24 protein-coding genes and 1 riboswitch are annotated in these 18,370 nt (G+C 46.1%); of the genes, 12 read left to right on the top strand and 12 right to left on the bottom strand.

Going from position 1 to position 18,370, the window contains the following annotated elements:
- Positions 1–69 precede the first annotated feature (69 nt).
- Positions 70–867 (top strand): formate dehydrogenase accessory sulfurtransferase FdhD, encoded by a 798-nt coding sequence (fdhD, locus tag ACKKE8_RS06480; protein ID WP_409177432.1) that lies wholly within the window; start codon positions 70–72, stop codon positions 865–867.
- A gap of 107 nt (positions 868–974) precedes the next feature.
- On the top strand, positions 975–1,448 hold the full coding sequence (locus ACKKE8_RS06475; protein ID WP_409177431.1) for a hypothetical protein: 474 nt from the start codon (positions 975–977) through the stop codon (positions 1,446–1,448).
- Between the two features lie 96 nt (positions 1,449–1,544).
- Here the strand turns inward: ACKKE8_RS06475 and ACKKE8_RS06470 are convergent, their stop codons facing one another.
- A complete protein-coding gene (locus ACKKE8_RS06470; protein ID WP_409177430.1) occupies positions 1,545–2,177 on the bottom strand; it encodes a molybdenum cofactor guanylyltransferase in 633 nt (210 codons plus the stop codon).
- Between the two features lie 88 nt (positions 2,178–2,265).
- Here ACKKE8_RS06470 and ACKKE8_RS06465 point away from each other — a divergent pair, with 88 nt between their 5' ends.
- Positions 2,266–2,703: a Dps family protein gene (locus ACKKE8_RS06465; protein WP_409177429.1), complete on the top strand. Its 438-nt coding sequence runs from the start codon at positions 2,266–2,268 to the stop codon at positions 2,701–2,703.
- Between the two features lie 96 nt (positions 2,704–2,799).
- Here the strand turns inward: ACKKE8_RS06465 and ACKKE8_RS06460 are convergent, their stop codons facing one another.
- From ACKKE8_RS06460 to ACKKE8_RS06435, 6 genes are all read right to left on the bottom strand, one after another.
- On the bottom strand, positions 2,800–3,261 hold the full coding sequence (locus tag ACKKE8_RS06460) for a hypothetical protein (RefSeq protein WP_409177428.1): 462 nt from the start codon (positions 3,259–3,261) through the stop codon (positions 2,800–2,802).
- Positions 3,262–3,482: 221 nt separating this feature from the next.
- Positions 3,483–3,869, bottom strand: coding sequence for a hypothetical protein (locus ACKKE8_RS06455; RefSeq protein WP_409177427.1), 387 nt, complete (start codon positions 3,867–3,869; stop codon positions 3,483–3,485).
- A gap of 188 nt (positions 3,870–4,057) precedes the next feature.
- Entirely contained in the window at positions 4,058–5,224 is a 1,167-nt protein-coding gene (locus ACKKE8_RS06450; protein WP_409177426.1) for a dicarboxylate/amino acid:cation symporter, read from the bottom strand.
- Between the two features lie 189 nt (positions 5,225–5,413).
- A complete protein-coding gene (locus ACKKE8_RS06445) occupies positions 5,414–6,346 on the bottom strand; it encodes a hypothetical protein (RefSeq protein WP_409177425.1) in 933 nt (310 codons plus the stop codon).
- 355 nt (positions 6,347–6,701) lie between these two features.
- Complete coding sequence (locus ACKKE8_RS06440; RefSeq protein WP_409177424.1) at positions 6,702–6,944, bottom strand: hypothetical protein; 243 nt, start codon at positions 6,942–6,944, stop codon at positions 6,702–6,704.
- A 233-nt stretch (positions 6,945–7,177) separates the two neighbouring features.
- Positions 7,178–7,372, bottom strand: a complete 195-nt coding sequence (locus tag ACKKE8_RS06435) for a BhlA/UviB family holin-like peptide (RefSeq protein ID WP_012684855.1) — start codon at positions 7,370–7,372, stop codon at positions 7,178–7,180.
- Positions 7,373–7,552: 180 nt separating this feature from the next.
- On the opposite strand from ACKKE8_RS06435, the gene ACKKE8_RS06430 reads away from it, so the two are divergent.
- The 3 genes from ACKKE8_RS06430 to ACKKE8_RS06420 all read left to right on the top strand — a co-directional run bounded on the left by ACKKE8_RS06430 (position 7,553) and on the right by ACKKE8_RS06420 (position 9,028).
- Positions 7,553–7,999, top strand: a complete 447-nt coding sequence (locus ACKKE8_RS06430; RefSeq protein ID WP_048031497.1) for a helix-turn-helix domain-containing protein — start codon at positions 7,553–7,555, stop codon at positions 7,997–7,999.
- 72 nt (positions 8,000–8,071) lie between these two features.
- Entirely contained in the window at positions 8,072–8,596 is a 525-nt protein-coding gene (locus ACKKE8_RS06425; protein WP_409177423.1) for an ImmA/IrrE family metallo-endopeptidase, read from the top strand.
- Positions 8,597–8,629: 33 nt separating this feature from the next.
- Positions 8,630–9,028 (top strand): hypothetical protein, encoded by a 399-nt coding sequence (locus ACKKE8_RS06420; RefSeq protein WP_017251977.1) that lies wholly within the window; start codon positions 8,630–8,632, stop codon positions 9,026–9,028.
- Here the strand turns inward: ACKKE8_RS06420 and ACKKE8_RS06415 are convergent.
- Both ACKKE8_RS06415 and ACKKE8_RS06410 read right to left on the bottom strand, forming a co-directional pair.
- Complete coding sequence (locus ACKKE8_RS06415; protein ID WP_409177422.1) at positions 9,006–9,758, bottom strand: alpha/beta fold hydrolase; 753 nt, start codon at positions 9,756–9,758, stop codon at positions 9,006–9,008. The two genes, ACKKE8_RS06420 and ACKKE8_RS06415, sit on opposite strands and share 23 nt — an antisense overlap.
- A 107-nt stretch (positions 9,759–9,865) precedes the next feature.
- Positions 9,866–10,423, bottom strand: coding sequence for a CGNR zinc finger domain-containing protein (locus ACKKE8_RS06410; protein ID WP_409177421.1), 558 nt, complete (start codon positions 10,421–10,423; stop codon positions 9,866–9,868).
- Between the two features lie 167 nt (positions 10,424–10,590).
- Here ACKKE8_RS06410 and ACKKE8_RS06405 point away from each other — a divergent pair, with 167 nt between their 5' ends.
- The 6 genes from ACKKE8_RS06405 (at position 10,591) to ACKKE8_RS06380 (ending at position 15,757) form a co-directional block, all read left to right on the top strand.
- Positions 10,591–11,085 (top strand): DinB family protein, encoded by a 495-nt coding sequence (locus tag ACKKE8_RS06405; RefSeq protein ID WP_409177420.1) that lies wholly within the window; start codon positions 10,591–10,593, stop codon positions 11,083–11,085.
- Between the two features lie 84 nt (positions 11,086–11,169).
- A riboswitch (Lysine riboswitch) is annotated at positions 11,170–11,355 on the top strand.
- 113 nt (positions 11,356–11,468) lie between these two features.
- The gene (locus ACKKE8_RS06400; protein ID WP_409177419.1) at positions 11,469–12,917 is read left to right on the top strand and encodes an amino acid permease; all 1,449 of its coding nucleotides are present in this window, start codon (positions 11,469–11,471) and stop codon (positions 12,915–12,917) included.
- A 217-nt stretch (positions 12,918–13,134) separates the two neighbouring features.
- Positions 13,135–14,004: a hypothetical protein gene (locus ACKKE8_RS06395; RefSeq protein ID WP_409177418.1), complete on the top strand. Its 870-nt coding sequence runs from the start codon at positions 13,135–13,137 to the stop codon at positions 14,002–14,004.
- 149 nt (positions 14,005–14,153) lie between these two features.
- Positions 14,154–14,345: a hypothetical protein gene (locus ACKKE8_RS06390; protein ID WP_409177417.1), complete on the top strand. Its 192-nt coding sequence runs from the start codon at positions 14,154–14,156 to the stop codon at positions 14,343–14,345.
- Positions 14,338–14,484, top strand: a complete 147-nt coding sequence (locus ACKKE8_RS06385; RefSeq protein WP_409177416.1) for a hypothetical protein — start codon at positions 14,338–14,340, stop codon at positions 14,482–14,484. The genes ACKKE8_RS06390 and ACKKE8_RS06385 overlap by 8 nt, the downstream gene beginning before the upstream one ends.
- Positions 14,485–14,701: 217 nt before the next feature.
- Positions 14,702–15,757 (top strand): TolC family protein, encoded by a 1,056-nt coding sequence (locus ACKKE8_RS06380; protein ID WP_409177415.1) that lies wholly within the window; start codon positions 14,702–14,704, stop codon positions 15,755–15,757.
- A gap of 70 nt (positions 15,758–15,827) precedes the next feature.
- Here the strand turns inward: ACKKE8_RS06380 and ACKKE8_RS06375 are convergent, their stop codons facing one another.
- The 3 genes from ACKKE8_RS06375 to ACKKE8_RS06365 all read right to left on the bottom strand — a co-directional run bounded on the left by ACKKE8_RS06375 (position 15,828) and on the right by ACKKE8_RS06365 (position 18,202).
- Positions 15,828–16,739: an aminoglycoside phosphotransferase family protein gene (locus ACKKE8_RS06375; RefSeq protein ID WP_409177414.1), complete on the bottom strand. Its 912-nt coding sequence runs from the start codon at positions 16,737–16,739 to the stop codon at positions 15,828–15,830.
- A 276-nt stretch (positions 16,740–17,015) separates the two neighbouring features.
- On the bottom strand, positions 17,016–17,897 hold the full coding sequence (locus ACKKE8_RS06370) for an IS3 family transposase (protein WP_409177413.1): 882 nt from the start codon (positions 17,895–17,897) through the stop codon (positions 17,016–17,018).
- An 8-nt stretch (positions 17,898–17,905) separates the two neighbouring features.
- Positions 17,906–18,202 (bottom strand): transposase, encoded by a 297-nt coding sequence (locus tag ACKKE8_RS06365; protein WP_409177412.1) that lies wholly within the window; start codon positions 18,200–18,202, stop codon positions 17,906–17,908.
- Positions 18,203–18,370: the final 168 nt, after the last annotated feature.

Raw genomic sequence — 18,370 nt, 5'->3', positions numbered from 1 at the left:
TCACTCGACAATATTTTCCTCACAAAATAGCCATGAAAACTTCATAATTTCGACAAAAAGGAGGCCCGTATGTCCGACCTAACCATCACCACCCGACTGTCCGTGTTGAAAATTTCGGCTGACCAACATGGCTGGGAAGACGACGAAATCGTTACCGAGTACCCCCTCACGATTTTCCTCAATGATGAGGAATTCGCTACAATCGTATGTACTCCGGCCGACCTGGAAGAAATGGTCATCGGTTTTCTCGCAGCCGAGGGCGTCATCAAGAGCTATTCGGAAATCAAACAGCTTACGATTAATGAGGCCCAAGGGTTTGCTTACGTTGATTTGCATAAAGAAACGATTTTGTCACAGAGCTTTTACTCCAAACGCAGAATTACTTCCTGCTGCGGAAAAAGCAGACAATCCTTTTACTTTTTTAGCGATGCGCGCACAGCAAAGCCCGTTGAAAGCACAACAACTGTCACTCCGGCTCAATGCATGCGCCTGATGAAAGAATTGCAAGCATCGTCTGATATCCACCGCCAAACAGGTGGCGTCCACAATGCAGCCCTCTGTACACCGGATGAAGTTTTGCTTCAGTTCTCCGACATCGGACGTCACAATGCTCTCGACAAGATCTATGGGAAATGCTTGCGAGATAACATTTCCACCACGGACAAAATTCTAGTATTCAGTGGACGCATCTCGTCTGAAGTGCTGCTCAAGGCTGCCAAGATTGGTGCTGGCATCATTTTGTCCAAGTCCGCTCCAACTGATCTCGCCCTGCAATTGGCAGATGAGCTGAAGCTCACCGCAGTCGGATTTATCCGTAATGACAAAATGAACGTGTATACACAAGCCCAGAGAATCCTCCTACCTTAAAGGAGGAAAAAATCAAAAGCGGGACAAGCTGCTGGTAATCTTAAAGCCCGAGTTAGCCTCTCGGGCTTTTGTTTTTTGTACATGGGAATTTTTTACTTGCAGCAGCAATGTTTCTTTTTGTGATGCTTGCAGTGGTCGTCGTCGTCATCTTCGTCCTCGTCATCTTCTTCATCTTTGTCTTCGTCGTCGTCCTCTTCTTCGTCTTCATCATCTATGTCCTGCTTCTTGCAACAGTGGTGGTCATGTTTTTCAAAGCATTTGCATTCATGGCGTTTGCAGCAACAGCAGTGATCTTGGCAATGTTCATGCTTTTTGCAGCAGCAGTGTGGCTCGTAGTAATCGTCGTGTTTCTTGCAACAGCAGTGGTGATCGTAATATTTGTCATGTTTTTTGCCGCAGCAGTGGTGGTCGTAATATTTGTCGTGTTTTTTGCAACAGCAGTGGTGGTCGTAATACTTGTCGTGTTTTTTGCCGCAACAGTGGTGGTCGTATTTCTCGGTTTTTTTGCAACAACAGTGGTGACCGTGGTGTTTGCCCTGTTTTTTGCACTTTCTTGTCATTGCGCTCCCTCCTTTCGTTAGCCATCACTACTATTCATACGGTTTGTCCAGAGAAACGCTTGTATGATAGCCCTCTATGAAAAGCCCCTTTTTTCCAAATAAAAAACAGGACATACCTCAAGCATGTCCTGTCTTTCTGCGTTTTTCTTCACGTTTAGCCTGTTCGTACTCCTCAGGCGTGTTGACATTAAAAACAGCCCAAGGGTCCAACCATTCATCAGGCAAGGGCACCACGCGCAGTTCATCTAAAGTCCGCAACAGTTTTCGCTGTCCTTGCAACAGCGCCTGCTCCCAGTTAGCCTGTGTTCTCCGATGGTACACTGCACATAATGGATGGATTCGTCCCTCTGATTGGGCAACAATCCCATCCCAATCGCTTCTCTCCCTCGCATATTTAATGAGTTTGGCGATTTGCACACGATCCATAAAAGGTAGGTCACAGGATAGTACCAGCAAAGCATCCTCGGAACTTACCCGAAAGGCAGTAACCAGTCCACTGACAGGGCCACAGGATGGTACCAGATCAGGTGTAATTGTGACGGGCTGTTCATCAATTTGTTCCTTTTGTGTCACTTGAGTGCCCGAAAAATCGTTCGATACAATGAAACAAGACAAGCCAACCGCCTGTACTTCCTTTACCAGCTCTGTTAAAAAGGTTCCGTCCCTCCACGGTAATTTTTGCTTGGGCGAGCCCATTCTGCTGCTTTTTCCGCCCGCTAAAATAACCGCACCGATACGCAGCTGCTGCATAAATTTCCTCCTCGGGTGTTGACAATAATCCTTATTAGTTTATAATAAGTTTAAACAAATAATTATTATAAAAAAGGAGAGATTCTCGATGGAAAACACACTCTATAGCGTTTTAAATAAACAAGTGGCGAACTGGACAGTCCTCTATACGAAACTACACAATTTTCACTGGAATGTAAAAGGACCTCACTTCTTTACGCTCCACGCAAAATTTGAGGAATTGTACAATGAAGCAGCGGTGAATCTTGATTCCCTCGCTGAACGTGTCCTCTCCATCGGTGGAAAACCTGTAGCGACTTTGGCTGCATGTCTGAACACAGCGAGCATCACCGAAGCAGAAGGAAACGAAACAGCTGAGCAAATGGTAGAAACGATCGCAAGAGACTTCTCCATTCTCGTAGATGAGCTGAAGCTGGCTATGGAAACGGCAGACCAAGCCGACGATGAAGCGACAGCCGATATGCTGCTGGGAATCCGCAGTGGCCTGGAAAAACACATTTGGATGCTCAAGTCCTTCTTGCAATAAGCACGTAAATCAATAGACACCAAAAGGCGATTGTGTATAGACACATCGCCTTTTTTGGTATTGCCTCCCGTGAAACTGCTTATCCACCCTGGTTGCCTAGAGTGAAAAAATCAGTTTCCGCCCGTCCTTTTCTACTTTTACTTGGGGTAGATACTTTAATGACTTCTGTACACCAATGTAGGGACTCGCAAACTCTACCTGGTGCCGTGCTTTCAACACGGAGCATAGATCAGCCAATGACATCGGAGACATCGCTTCCCGTAACAGGTTTTCGATGTGCTTCGCAACTTCCAAATAATCGTGACGGATGTGCGCCTTTCTCACCTTCATACGCTTCATCAGATCATCGGAAAATTCCTCTGTCGACATAGTTTCATCCTCTGAGCTTTCATCGTCTCCGATCCCGGCTTCGTTATCCAGCTCGCGAATGCGGCTCAAAATCTGCTTGATGTCTGCTCCCAACTGCTTATCCTGATCGACATACTGTCGACGCAGTGCCATACGCTGCTCTAGCATGGCCTGCAATGTCATTTGTAACGCTTTCCGTTCGTTAAACATTGCGTTATGTATTCCCCTTTTCGCAAAAAGTAGAATGATGGAATTATACCCAATGATAATATAATTCTCACTAGTTGGAAACGGGGAATTTGAGTGGCAAAAATCCCACGAAAACCATGGTTTTTTCTTTTGCAGCTGTACCTGTACATAGTCAAAATAGCCCCTTTCTATACCAAGCTTGGCTATAGAAAAGAGCTATCTTGTCTCATATTAGAAATTAATTATAGATTATTAACGGACAAACTGTAGTTGACATTTTCACTAAGTCTCAATACTTTAAGATAATACTTTTGACCAGCCACTACTTCAATATCCATTGGTATATCCGTGAAAGCATTTTTAATATATGTAGTGTCCGAGTCATATAAACCGACGGCTGCAATCCCAGTTGGTGCTGTAAGTAAAACACTTACTTGTCCAGTTTTGTTAGCTACAAAAACAAAAATATCTTCAATGTCATTTTGGTCAACTTGACCTGAAATGCTAGCGTCAACCGTCAAAGAATTAGCTGTTTCGAAAGTATTGTTCGATTCTGTTTCCGAGCTTGCAGCAAAAGCTGACGACGATACAGCAAACACGAGTGTCAATGCTAGTAGGATTTTTTTCACAACGATTACCTCCTATATTATGGAATAGAACGAATGTACCATTATTATTAAATTTTGTCAAAAAATAAAGTTTTTTGAACTTACTTGTTGTTTTTTGTAAACTGTATTGATTTTTAGTAGAAAGATAACAAAAAACCCATCCCCAAAAGTGACGGGCCTTTTTTCCACATACATCTTTCCAGTAGATATCAAGCTGCCTTCTCCTCGCTCAAACGATCCGTAATCACTGAAATCGCACCATCACCCGTTACGTTACAAGCGGTACCAAAGCTATCTTGCGCGATGTACAAAGCAATCATCAACGAAGTCAACGTGGTAGTAAATCCAAGCATGGACTCCATCAATCCGAGTGCCGCCATAACTGCTCCGCCCGGCACACCTGGTGCGGCGATCATCGTTACGCCCAGCATCAAGATGAACGGAAACATTACGCCAAAGGATGTCGTCATGTCATTTAGCATCATGACTGCCATAGAACAGCTGACAAGCGTAATCGTGCTTCCAGAAAGATGGATCGTCGCACAGAGTGGAACGACGAAATCCGCGATCTTTTCGCTCACACCGTTTTTCTTGGTCTGGTTCAGTGTCACAGGAATGGTGGCCGCAGATGATTGTGTTCCAATCGCTGTGAAGTAAGCGGGAAGCATATTTTTCATCAGCGTGAATGGATTTTTGCGTCCCATCTGGCCCGCTACCAAGTACTGTACGAACAGATAGAATAGATGCAAGGCAATAATCATAACGAAAACTTTTACGAACACAGACAAAATCATCGTGACTTGTCCACCATAGGTCAGATTGGAAAATACAGACAGGATATGTAATGGAAGCAACGGGATAATGACGGAAGCGATGAGCTTCTCTACGATATCTCTCAAGTCTACCATCACATTTTGCAGTGCGGTTCCTTTGATGACAGTCGCTCCAAGACCAAGGGTGAAGGCGAGCAGTAATGCTGTCATCACATCTACAATCGGCGGCATGTCCACGGTAAAGAATGGCTTCACCAGTGCTTTCTCCGGGTTGGCATACTGATTCACCAGTCCACCTACCTCAAGAATGTGTGGAAAAATACTCGTACTGACCAAATAAGCAAGCGCTCCTGCAAGGATCGTAGACAAGTAAGCAACCCCTGTGGTTACCCCAAGCAAACGCCCTGCCCCTTTGCCCAGCTCACCGATGCCTGGCGCGATAAATCCAATGATAATCAACGGAATCGCAAATCCGAGGAAATTTCCAAATAGGCCACTAAATGTAGCCAATCCTTTCACAACCCAAATCGGCGAAATGGAGCCAATCCCGATCCCAAGGACAATGGCGATCAGAATTTTGGGTAGTAAACCTAGCTGTTTCATGAATTGAACCCCCGTTACGTGTTGGTAAAAAACGTCCACGTGGAATGGACTATGTCTCTTTAACATGGACTAATGAATAACAAGGTAACACATCCGGGACGAGATTGTCATGAATCATAAAAAAGTAATAATATTTAAATTAAAGAAAAACCCCCACTGAGCGTTGCTTACTCACGTGGGGGAACGATATTATTTGGCGCAAACCACTTGGCGAAATTCTTCTTCGATATCTGCCAGCACGCGCATGGCATCCGCTAGCTCTTTCTCATTCTTTTCTACGGTCAGTGTGTGACAACGTCCGAACTGCCTCGCTTGCTTCTCTTTGATCGCCGCCAGCTCTGGCTCATGCTTCGAGAAAAATACAGCGAAATCCATCGCTCGCCTCGCCCCTAGCTGGAATGCAAAATAGGAGAGATGACCAATTTCTGCTGGGGAGAGTCCGCCTTCCTCTTCCATCCGCTTCACCACACGCAAGATCGCTTCCTTTCCGTATAGGACCGAAGCGTTTGGCATAGCCGATGCACTTTCCTGATAAATCCCTTGGTATAAACGAAGCGCATTTGCAGCCTGTTCCTCCTCTGACGGACTCCCTACTCGCTTCGGTGCCGTCCAGTAGTGATAGGAAAAGAGGCGATCGAAGATTTTTTCGGCTTTCCACGACAAGACAAACTGGGACAACGGCAAGCTCACAAAGGGAAATCCTGCTGGATCATGCAGATAGATCGCTTGCTCATCTATCTCGTACGCAAGAACAAAATGATCAGCGCCCCCCAAATAAGCAGCATTGGGATTATACGTCAAATAGCCCATATCAAGCGGTCCAAGCAAAACGGGCCCATGTTCCAAATCACGCCGTAATTCCTCCAATGGTGGCTCGCCCTCAGCATCTCCTGACCTTTCCTTCCAGCCATACCCTAGTATCTCCAACGCATGACTTACACCACGATCAGGTATCACTTGTCCGAAATAAATGACTTTCTGCTCCTCATGCCACATCGCTCCGATACCAACCCCAGAGAGTACTTCAAGTACAGCAGGCGAAACCTTCTCCCCAATCGTCTCCAAAAGCATAGCTGAAGAATTTGCGTAACAGTACGCGCCACTTCCGATGTACGTTAACATACTTTTCTCCCACTTTCTCGTCAATGTATGGCTTACCTATCATTGACTTCGGGTCGCATGCTTTTCTGACAACGCTTTGGAAAAACTTCTCGTTCACGCAAAGCTCCATCTTCTCACTCACGAAAGCATCATCCGATTCGATGCTACCCATGATAGGAGGATCATGCATGCACAGCCCCATTAGCCACAATTGGCGAATACCTGTCATGATCGACACCGCAGCCTGATCGTTTTCAGATAGGGGACGAACCTCGGTATATCCTTTTAGGAAAGCCTTCCATAGCGACTCCACCAATTCGTCATCTTCTTCGATCAATATTCGGCTCAGCTTAAAAGCAGCCAGATCATACGCCCGCTAACCATATCCGCACAGGTCGAAATCAAAGTGGGTATAGGTGTTGTCCTCGCAAAAATTCGTATTAAAATTCCCTTGAAGGTCTCCGTGGCAAATCCCCCAGTCGAGTCCCACACGGATATGCTCGTTCAGCTTGGCTTCCAGCTCCATTGCCAGCTTTTGGAGAAATTGAAAGTCTTCCTTCCGATGCTGTAGACGTGATGCTTTTTCACAGATGGTCGAGTAGACGACGGGTAAATGCATAGTCATGCTGCTCCTTTTTGCTACGTATGGGTAAGTTATTAGGGAAGACGTGTGAATGGGGTAAAGGACACAGCAAGAAAAAAGGGACCTTGAAAGGCTAAGGGCCGATCAAGGTCTGGTACAGGCTGCAACGATGTTTCCCCTTTGCTGAATAAGCTCTTCAATGAATCGGGCAACATAAGTACTGTATTCGTATTCGTCACGCTCATCAGAAGGTTTGCTGTCAAAAAGGGTTATTTCCTTACTTTTCCCTTGATCTCTCGCAATTCCTCGAGGATCAGATCGTATTTGTCGCTGTATTTGTCCAGCAAGTCTTGTAAACGCCCCTCGCGCTCGCGATTTGCTTTCATAATATAAAACAACAACCAGACAAACAAAGCAGCAAATGGCCCTTGCTGAAGTAATACGGTTGTTACTTGATCTTCCATGTTTGATCTCCCCTTTTGTCACTGTACAGAACGAGTGTTCCCGCATCGTCCTTATCTGTATTTTGTACAAAAGGCTTGTACATAATTCGTTGAAAACAAAATTAATATCCATACTTTTCTTTTTCCCTCTCATTTAGTACAATAAATTTGTACATCCTCACAGGAAGGACTGGCACGCTCATGCTATCTCAGCGCTTACGCACAGCTCGTAAGACAAAAGGTCTGACCCAGGAAGAGTTGGCAGAGCATGTCTGCACGACCAAGGGGACGATCAGTAACTACGAGAACAACCACAGCACACCCCCGAATGACATGCTGCGGCAATTGGCTGATGTGCTGGACGTCACGACCGATTGGTTGTTGGGCCGCACAGATGAAGTCACGGCCTATATTCTCCCAGCAACTGAGCAGACAAATCAACGTTCGTTGGACGAGCTCTTGCAGGAAAAGATCGATGACCCGGACGACTACTATTTCCTAGACGGGTATCTGGACGCTTCAGAAGAGGAGAAAAAAGAAATTCGCCGCTACTGGTACGACTTGAAGAAACAGTGGAAAGTCCGTAAAGTACGCGAGGAAAGACCTCCGTCTTTGTTTGACATCACGGAAGACATCAAAAAAAAATAGCCCCTGTGCGGGGTTTTCTTTTCAACGACAAACAGAACATACGTTCCTCACCATTCATTTAGGAGGTCCTTGATGCTTCACTCCCTTTTGAAAGAAATCTGCGAACCGCAAACATGGCTCGAGAGTCGCGTGTACTTGCTGCTTCAGCATCACGGCTTCGATTCGCCCGAACAAATCGATCTGCATCTGCTATGCGAGACATACGGCATCGAGGTCCATCGTATTTGCGGCAGGAGTCGTGCTCACGCGCATCCCTTTTTGCCGGGACGTTATGTCATTGCGGTGGATGAGCGACTCGATTTGGCTACCCAGCGGGTTAAAATCGCGCACGAACTCGGACATTTGCTCCTTCATGAAGGCATTCAACCCCAGAGCAGCGAATGGATGATTGACTGGCAAGAATCGCAAGCGAATCATTTTGCCGAGCACTTGCTGCTTCCCATTTACATGATGAGCCCCCTGCTTGCTGATTGTTCTCGATACAACGCTCCGGCTATGTTGGCTCAGCGCTTTCAGGTGCCGATGCCTCTTGCTCGTGCCCGTTTTGAGCGCATACTGAGTCGTCTGTATGCAAAAGGCTTTCCCGTCTATGAGTAATTTACGACGCTATTATGTAGGAGGTGATACCTGATGAAACGAGTCTTTATTGCCGGAGATGCATACACGACTCATTTTTTTGATCTTGCCTTGGACCAAGACGAGGAGCTGTCGCTGTTACCCTCCTTGCAGGTAGCCAGCTATCATGTGGCCCGCTTTGCTCTCATCATGCGAGATGACGGCCTTCGTGGTCTCGGCATATTTCCAGGAGACGCCCTCTTAATCTCAGACTTTTCGATGGAACCTGTAAAAGACAGACCTGTGTTGATCCGACAGGAGGGGCAGTTCCTTGTGCGCATCGCAGCAGACGTCAATCCATTGGAATGTCTGTTTACAACCACACGCGAGCAAGACACCCCCATGCTACTCCCCTCGGAAAACATTCGCATTACTGGTGTTGTATCTGGTATTATTCCACGTTCCTCATCGTAACCTCATTAAGCAGCCAATCCTTGATTGCTGCCACCGTTTGCTGCCACTGCTCCTGCGGGGTAATGGCAGCAGGCTGGTCGCCCTCCTGCGATCCATAGCTTCCGAACTGGGAGTGATTCCCCCCTTCTATGGACATGTACACGGTACGCTCCGGCAAATATTGCTTGCTCTCCTCAAACTTTTCCATATTGATCACACCATCTCGAGACCCGAGCAAAGACAGCACAGGCAAATTCACGTTCTTTAAGTTCCCCTCGCTGTCCGGATAAGCTCCCAGTAAAAACACACCATTGATTCGATCCGGGTGGTTTACTGCGAATTCAGCTGCCATTGTACCACCAAGCGAATGCCCTCCGATGACAAACGTTTTATTCGGGTACGCCTTTAATACTTGTGTGGCTCGCTGCATATCACCTATAGCCAAGTTCAGCGGCATTCGTGCGAGAAAAACATGGTAGCCGTAGCCAGCAAGGGCACGGGCAATCGGTGCATAGCTCTCCGGTTTGACCAGTGCTCCTGGATATAAGATGAGTCCCGGTTCACGTGACTCCCCGCCTTGGAAAATAATCCAGTCATTCGTATCCATGACCGTAATCCCTTCACCGCCTTGCATGGCTGTTAACGCTGCCTGATCGGGCTGATAGGGTTGCAAATACCATATAGCCAGACAAATTGCTCCAAGTGTCACCAATACGAGTGCCTGAAACCATTTTTTGCGCGCTTGACTCATCCTACCCACCTCGTTTCCGTTCCCATGTATAGTTCTATATATTATGTCTCAAACCTAGAAAAAAACCGTCAGAGACAAAATCCCGACGGTCGTTGGTAATGGCTCCTTCAGCCTTTTTCCTTCTGTCGCTCACGAAAGCGGCGCACCTTCATCAGGTTTCCGCACATTTTGTCATCACACCAGCGGCGCACCCGGTTGCGGCTTTCATCATAAAACACCCAGCGGCAATCCTCGTTGTCACATATTTTGATTCGCTCCAGATGCTCCGGGACAAGCAACTCCGCGAAAGAAGCTGCAATTTGTGCCATGACGAGGGGCCAGCCCTCTGTTGAGCTTGATTGCCTTTGCCTGTAGCCGCCCTTCTCATCTACATACAACACCTGCATATGAAAAGGAGCCAGAGCCAAAGCTCTGTTCAATTCTGCAAGGTCCCCCTCTTGGATTCGGTCTCCACGGACAACGGCTTCCAGCATACGTCTCAATCGTTCGCGCAGCTGCAAAAGTGACGCGGCACACTCCTCATTCATCGGCAATGGAGCAGTTAGCTTGTATGTTTGCAAAAAGGATGCCAGCCATTCCTGGTTCTCCAAGCGATTTTCCCAACGACCAGAACCACGCCAATCCCGCCAATCACTATTTAAAAAATCGATACAAAGCCAGTCCATGCAATCATCTCTCCTGACGAAACCCTTCATTTTCTCTCTTGTATGACCATACAGGATATGGTAATCTCTATTTGTAACTATCGTAATAGAATTAACTGGTTACACCTTCATTTCTTACTGCTATTATAGCGTTTCATCAATCTGTTTCACAGACGAGGGGGAAGCGTATGAATCGGAAGGATTTGCTTTTGCACGGATGGGAATGTACGTATGACAAGGAAGACTGGTATCCACCCTTAAAAGAAGCGCTTTCCGGAGTATCAGCAGCGGAAGCTAGCTGGCGCCCTGTGGGAGAAGCAGCCAACACAATCTGGGAAAACGTCAGCCACCTTCTTTATTACAAAGAGCGCCTGTTACATCGTCTATTGGGCACCGAATTTCCTGGCTCTGCTGAGACGAACGATGATACCTTCATCCCGTCCGGCGGTCCGGATGACGAAGACGCTTGGCAAGCTACCATCATGCAAATGGAAAGCGTCCATCGCAACATTCGTGAAAAGCTTTCCTTGCTGACGGATGAGGAGTTAAACCAGACGGCTACCTATACACCCATTTACCAAACCGTGATGAGTCTCGTTCTGCACGATGCGTTTCACACAGGCCAAATCGTCCAAATTCGCAAGCTGCACGGCTCTTGGCCTGCCAGACGATCATATGAATAACAAAAATTCACATTGATTAATCACAGACAATCCTTTATATTTGATGAATCACATAATTTCATACATGTTATCCTCATCTTTCACGGTGAGGATAGAGGTCGCGGCTTTTATATCATCCTGTACGAGATTCAGAGAAAATCAATGACTCCAGGTAAGGAAAATCCGCCGAAGCTCATATCGCGTCTCTGTGCGATTGGGTTGGGGCTGTACTCGAAAGGGACAGAACTGTCACGTTTGCATGCCAAGCAAGCGTGGTGAGCTATCTTCAGTGAAGGCTTGGTGGGGATTGGATGATACCGCCCTATGCCATTTTTTTGGCTATGGCGGTTTTTTCGTTTCCGACCTTCCTTCTCAAAAATCTAGAAAGGTCGTGCAAGCAGCTTATGTCACAAAATCAATTGCAACGTGGTTTAAAAGCCCGACACCTGACGATGATCGCCATCGGCGGCTCGATTGGGACGGGATTGTTTCTAGCGAGCGGAGGCTCGATTCATTCGGCCGGACCTGGTGGAGCTTTAGTCGCCTATCTCGCCATTAGTATCATGGTTTACTTTTTAATGACCAGCTTGGGGGAAATGGCGGCCTTCATGCCTGTTTCCGGTTCGTTTTCGACGTATGCCACACGGTTCGTCGATCCATCTCTCGGCTTTGCTCTCGGCTGGAACTACTGGTACAACTGGGCCATTACCATTGCCGTCGAGCTTTCAGCTTCCGCACTCATTATGAAATATTGGTTCCCGGATACCCCAGCGATAGTGTGGAGCGCTTTGTTCCTCGGATTGCTGTTTGCCTTGAATCTCCTGTCTGTGAAAGCCTATGGAGAATCTGAATATTGGTTCGCCTTGATTAAAGTAGTAACGGTAATCGTCTTTATTATTGTGGGTGTGTTGATGATTTTTGGCATTATGGGCGGCCAAGCAGTCGGCCTCCAAAACTTCACCAAAGGCGACGCACCATTCAATGGCGGCTTCATGGCCCTGCTCGGTGTCTTTATGATTGCCGGATTCTCTTTCCAAGGGACAGAGCTGGTTGGTGTCGCAGCTGGGGAGAGCGAAGACCCTGCCCGCAACATTCCGAAGGCCATCCGTCAAATTTTTTGGCGCATCTTGCTCTTCTACATCCTCGCTATTTTGATCATCGGGTTGTTGGTTCCATACGATAATCCAAATCTGATCAGTGGCGATATTACGGATATTGCGATCAGCCCGTTTACGATTGTATTTGAAAATGCCGGATTTGCTTTTGCAGCATCCGTCATGAATGCCGTTATTCTCACGTCTGTATTGTCTGCTGGTAACTCCGGCATGTACGCCTCTACACGCATGCTGTGGAACTTGGCCAAAGATGGAAACGCACCAAAATGGTTCGCAAAAGTAACAGGTAACGGCGTACCGATCAATGCCTTGATCTTGACTGCGCTCATCGGCGCCCTTGCTTTTCTGTCCTCTCTGTTTGGGGAAGGCGAAGTGTATGTCTGGCTTTTGAATGCTTCCGGTATGTCAGGCTTCATCGCTTGGCTGGGAATTGCCATCAGTCACTACCGTTTCCGCAAAGCTTTTATCGCTCAGGGCCGTGACTTAAGTGAATTGCCTTATCGGGCAAAGTGGTTCCCGTTTGGACCGATTTTTGCCTTCATCATTTGCTGTATCGTTATTTTGGGGCAAAACTACTCCGCATTTATGGGTGGAACGATCGACTGGTATGGCGTCATGGTCTCTTACATTGGTCTGCCACTCTTCTTAATCATTTGGCTCGCTTATAAAATTACCCAAAAGACCAAGCTCGTCCCTCTAGAACAGGTAGACTTCAGCATGGATGAACACACGAAATAATCGAAGAAAAAATTACGGACTTCCGTTATCTGAACGGGAGTCCTTTTTCATATTTTCCAGCATATAAAAAACTGACCAAAAACAGCCGATAGTATAGACAGAAGCAATTGAGATCCGTTTCCTTCCGTTCTCACAACTCATCCCAGTCATCTGATATAAGGTAACCAGATCTCCTGCCATCACGACTGAACATGAATCCATGTGAGGAGAGTAGAACATGCATATCCAATCGAATACCCGCTACCTAACCCCCCAGCTTCCAGCGAACCAACTTGCACCCAAAATGGTGACAGGAACTCGTCTAGGATTGCCCCGATTGCCAGAGCACGATACAGTTGACCTTCGTTCTCACAAGGCACGCGAGCTACCTGCTGGTGTCATCGAACATCACAGCGTCCAATTTTTCTTTAGCACAGAGATTAATGAGCGTTTGGATAAAATTTTCGCAGATAAACCACCCGAGGCTCGGAAAGCCTTTGACCACATCCTGGAGCAAAATTTTTTCAACGCCCAATCCACCTACACCGCTGAAGAAAGATCTGCTCTGGTAGAAGTCGGTTTAACGCAAGGCAAATATTTGGCAGACCAATTCATGGGTAAGGAAAATGCTGCTGAGTTTTTGGATACCCTCCATCTGCTCGCTGGCGTTGCCAAAACGCGAAAGGTTGACCCTGCAACTGGCAGTGTCAGTTACGTAGAGCTTCCGCAAAAACCACATGGGGCGCCGAACGACTATGTTAATCCGTCCAAGCTGATGGAACGGTACGACCCGGAAGCCTACAAAAAAATGCAAGCGGCCTCAACCAATCAAACTGAGAAAGTAAGCATGCTGATTCAATTTGTCAAAAAGCTGCAACATCGTCCAGACTGGATCGCACAATACCGGAACGAACAAGCCACACTTCTGTCCGATTTAAAAAATATGAAAATCGCTAACCGCTTTGAGAATGTGAATACAAAGGACACCACTGAATTTGTTCGTCAAATAAATACGCTTGCTGAAAATGCTTCCTTTCCTGCCTTCACACCATTGCTTCAAACGAATCTTGCCTCTTTTATGAAGATCTTGACCAAGAAAACGAGTTAACTGCACAAAGATGATGGTTACAGCCTCCACCCTGACTTCCCTGGGACTGGGGCTGTTTTTTCGTATGTCGTACAAGTCTCTCTCCTTCTCTGTTAAGGAAATTGACAAGCAGTTGATGGACATACTAACCCGTAAAGGAGGAGACGAACATGGATGACAATCGCGAAAACGACCTGCCTGATTTCAAACAACTGGATGACAGACTGATCGCTCAACCTCCGACTAGCCCAATATTCGCAATCCGTACCAATCTAGACAAGGAACCAAATGACGTCGACAATCCGTATGTTCAGCAAGACTCTAAACCCACTGGACAAAATAAGGGGGAAGCAAATGACTGATCGCATCTCAAAGGAAAAGCCGGACATGGGTTATAACGGAAGCAATATGCATGGTTATTCTCTTACACCAAAGGGAGGGACATTGGACCAAACTGCCAAGGCGGCTGCGGAAAACAAAGAAAACAGGGACAAAGAATAGTTCTTTTCCCATGACGACGAAAAAATCCCCTTTGGGGAAACAGGCAGATGCTCACTTTGCCTTTTTCCTGAAGGGGATTCCTTATGGATTTTTGACAAAGAACATATGAAAAAACATTTTTTTATTGACGAAATTCTATTGGAAATATATACTTTTCATGGATTTGATAATGAGAATCGTTATCAAATTCTTGTATATATGATCAGGAGGTTGCCCCATGAAATCCAGGCTCTTCAAACACATTTACAGCACAACATTAGCTACTTCTCTACTCACAGGTGGCGCCCATTTGGCTCTGGCCGCTCCATTCGTGGCCACTGCTGAACAGACGGATGTTTCCCCTTTGTCAATTAATTTTGCAGTTGAACAGGCACTTAAGAACAGCGTTGATCTGGAGCTGCTTCGGCTTGAATTAGATATTACAAAGTACGAAACATCCATCACACTAAGAGAAAAAGAAGAAATCAAAAAAGCCGACATCATGTCGCTGGCTGATGCCAAAAAGAAATTCGAAGACGCTGCCAAAGCGGTCAAAGAAGTGGTTGTCGATGAAGTCGCCCTGAATACGCAAAAAAACACCATTCAATTGCAAGTGCAAAAAGCATTCTTCGAAGTCCAATCATTAGACGCCAAAATCAAAGCGCAAAAGAAAAGCTTGCAAAGACAGTACTGGTTGGACTCCCAAGAAACAGAAGCTCACAAAAATCTTGCTGCCCTTGAAGCCAGCTACAAGCAATCATTGGCCAAGCTCAACGATTTATTGAATGAAAAAGCGGACAGACAATGGAAAATGATCGCCACTGATCTGACTCAGCACGAGCTGCTCTCCCTGGAACAATTGCAAGCAAAAGCTTATGAAAAACGTCCTGAAATGCTCAAAGCACAAGCAGAAATAGACTTTGCCCAAGTAAGAATTGATTACACGGCAGAGTATTCCGCACTCAGTACACATAAAGGTACAATCGCAAAAAATGAGCACAAAAAAGCGGAACTGCAAAAACAAAAAACCCAAAAGAAAATCGGTCAAGAAGTAAGTGACAACTATACGAAGGTACTGGCAGCGCAAAAGGCATTAGAGGAAAGTACAACAAAGAAAGAAAACGCATTGGAGCGCTATCAGGCAACCATCGATCAATATAGATTAGGAAAAGCATCGATGAAAGAACTGATGGAAGACGAAGCAAACCTGTTTGACTCTGAAACAAAAGCAATCGAATCGGTTTATCAATACAATCTCGCTGCTACCACCTTGAATCAGTCGACTGGCTATTAATATTTCGCATCACGAAGGATATTATTTATTCATTTCAAATAAAGAAGGCTTCATCCCACAGGGTGAAGCCTTACTCATTGATTAGCCTCTCAAAAACTCCCGGCATCCCCAAACGACCACCATCTATACCAAAATCCTCTATGAACCACCAAGCCGATAGCACACTGTGGCAATACGCCCACGCCAACACTCTCTCTTTTTGCAAAGACAGCGCCTTCGTCAGCCCATCGACCCGCTGTTTCGTTATTTCTTCTACCTCATCCTCTGGCAAATGGTTCAGCAAAAACGGAATCACCTCATAAGCCGTCTCCCCAATCAGCCCCTTTGGATCAATTGCCAACCACGACTCTCTTTCTGCGCGCAAAATATTTTCATGATGAAGATCACCATGCAGCAGACACTGTTCTTTTTGTGTGGAGAGAAGCTTTTTGTACCATTTCATGGCCCGCTCCACCATTTGCTCGGGAATCGGTCCTGTCCCCCCTTGGTAATGAGGGCGAATCTTTTCCAGTCCTACAGCCCAATCCGCGATCGTCGGAAACGTAGACGCAAGCTTGCCAGCTCTCGAAACGGGTGTATACATTCTTTTGATCACGTCCGCCAAGCATTGAATTCGCTCGTCTTCGCTACTCAGCTTGTCCAGTGTCTCTCCTGGCATGATGCGCTCCAAAAGCATGATGCCTTTTTCCTCGTCAGCATCGAGTAGCTGCACCATTCCCCGCCCTGCAAAAGCCCGAATCGCCGTCAGCTCTCTCTGCCATTCCAGTCCAGGCACGCCCAGCTTCAGCACTGCGTTTCTCCCATCCTGGAACACAACAGGTGCGACAAAGTTATAGGAGAGTGGAAATGGCTCTAGTACCTTTAGAGACCACCGTACTTCGCAATCGGCAATTAGCTCATCAAAGGAATCGAGCCAGAGACGACCTGCTTCTTTATGAACGCCCACAACGGTTTGGGTAAATTGGGTTGGCAGTGAAATCATTAGGAATCTCCTCCTAAAAAGCTTGTGGAATGAAAACTTCTCGAACTACCTTCAAAGCATCCTCTTGCATTAGCTTTCAAGCTGTTCCCTTACGACAGCCGCGTAAGAAGAAGCGCATTTCCAGTCAAGCGCCTCTGGAGCCCATCCCAGCTCAGGAAAAAATGGCGGGGGTTTTCAGCTTCACTTATGAAACACTTCACCGAAACTTCTACGTTTGAAGCGCTCCTGCCATTTTGCACTGCCCCCTGTCAAGTAGACAGTATGTAGAGAGCAACTCTAAGCGACCTGAGTCCGATATTCATATGGACTTAGGTTGTTTAATTTTTGTTGAAAGCGTTCATGATTATAAAAATGGATGTATTCCTTTACAGCATGTCTTACTTCCTTGGCTGTGCGGAAAGAATACCGTGAAAAGCATTCTGATTTGAAGTGACTGAAGAAGTTCTCCATACTTGCATTGTCCCAACAGTTCCCTTTTCGAGACATACTGGGTATGATTTTGTATTTCGTAAGTAGAAGATTATATTGACGAGATGTGTATTGAAACCCCTGGTCGCTATGTAGGAGGATTCCTTTCACGTCTCGTTTCTTTTTCGCTTGGTTGAGTGTATCGATTACTAATTTGATATCATTATTTCGACTGATCTGGTATGCAATAATTTCGTGATTATATAAGTCTTTTATTACGGACAAATACAGCCTTTGTCTGTTAAAAATAAGATAGGTAATGTCCGTCACCCATTTCTCATTTGGATGGGAAGCTTGGAATGCTCTGTTTAGCAGGTTTCCTGAGACAACGTACGCTTCTTTTTTACCATAATAAGGCCTTTTCTTCCGAATAACGGCTTGCAGCTGCATTTCGTTCATGCAACGTTGGATTCGTTTGTGATTGATCGGTAAGGGGGATTTCTTCTCTAGCCATATCTTAACCCGTCGATATCCGTAAATCCCCTTTACTTCTTTATGGCATTCCATAATTCTTCTCTTGATCTGTTCGTCTTCCAGTTGCTTGGGAGTAATCGTTTCCCTTTTCTTTATCCATTTGTAGTAGCCACTTCTGGAAACTTGCGCTTGCTGACATAAAAGGAGAACGCTGTGTCCGCTCTTGGCAAGCTCCTCAATAACTGCAAACCGCTTCTTGTAAGGTACTGATTTCATCCCACCCTTTACATCTGTAACAGCTTTTTTAGCAAGGCATTTTCCGCTTCCAGCCTCTTTATTTTTGCTTCAGGGTCTTCGGGTCTTATTTTGGGTCTCCCTACACCAATTCCCCTTACTTTTCCTCGTTTTTCTTCCAGTCCAGCTATCCCTTCTTTTTGGAAATGATTCACCCATCGACGCAACATCGTCGGATCAATCCCCAATTCTTTTCCGCATCTTCTGTATCCCATACCCGTTTTTATATAAAAATCTACTGCTTTTTTCTTAAACGCTACGTCATACGTCTTTTGGATATTCCCCATTGAAATCTCCCCCCGTCAAAGACAGAATACGTTGCGCTCTTTTTTCTGTCTACCTAAAGGGGATCATAACTTTTTTTCCGAAGCGGACAGTGAATCCCCCTTTGCGGGGCGTAGGCCGAAGTGCAGACTGGAAATGCGCTTCTTCCCCCACAGTCACTCGTAAAAAAA

The sequence above is a fragment of the Brevibacillus fortis genome (genome assembly GCF_046196545.1).
In the GTDB taxonomy this organism is placed as follows: domain Bacteria; phylum Bacillota; class Bacilli; order Brevibacillales; family Brevibacillaceae; genus Brevibacillus; species Brevibacillus fortis_A.
This window is presented reverse-complemented; position numbering and strand designations above follow the sequence as displayed.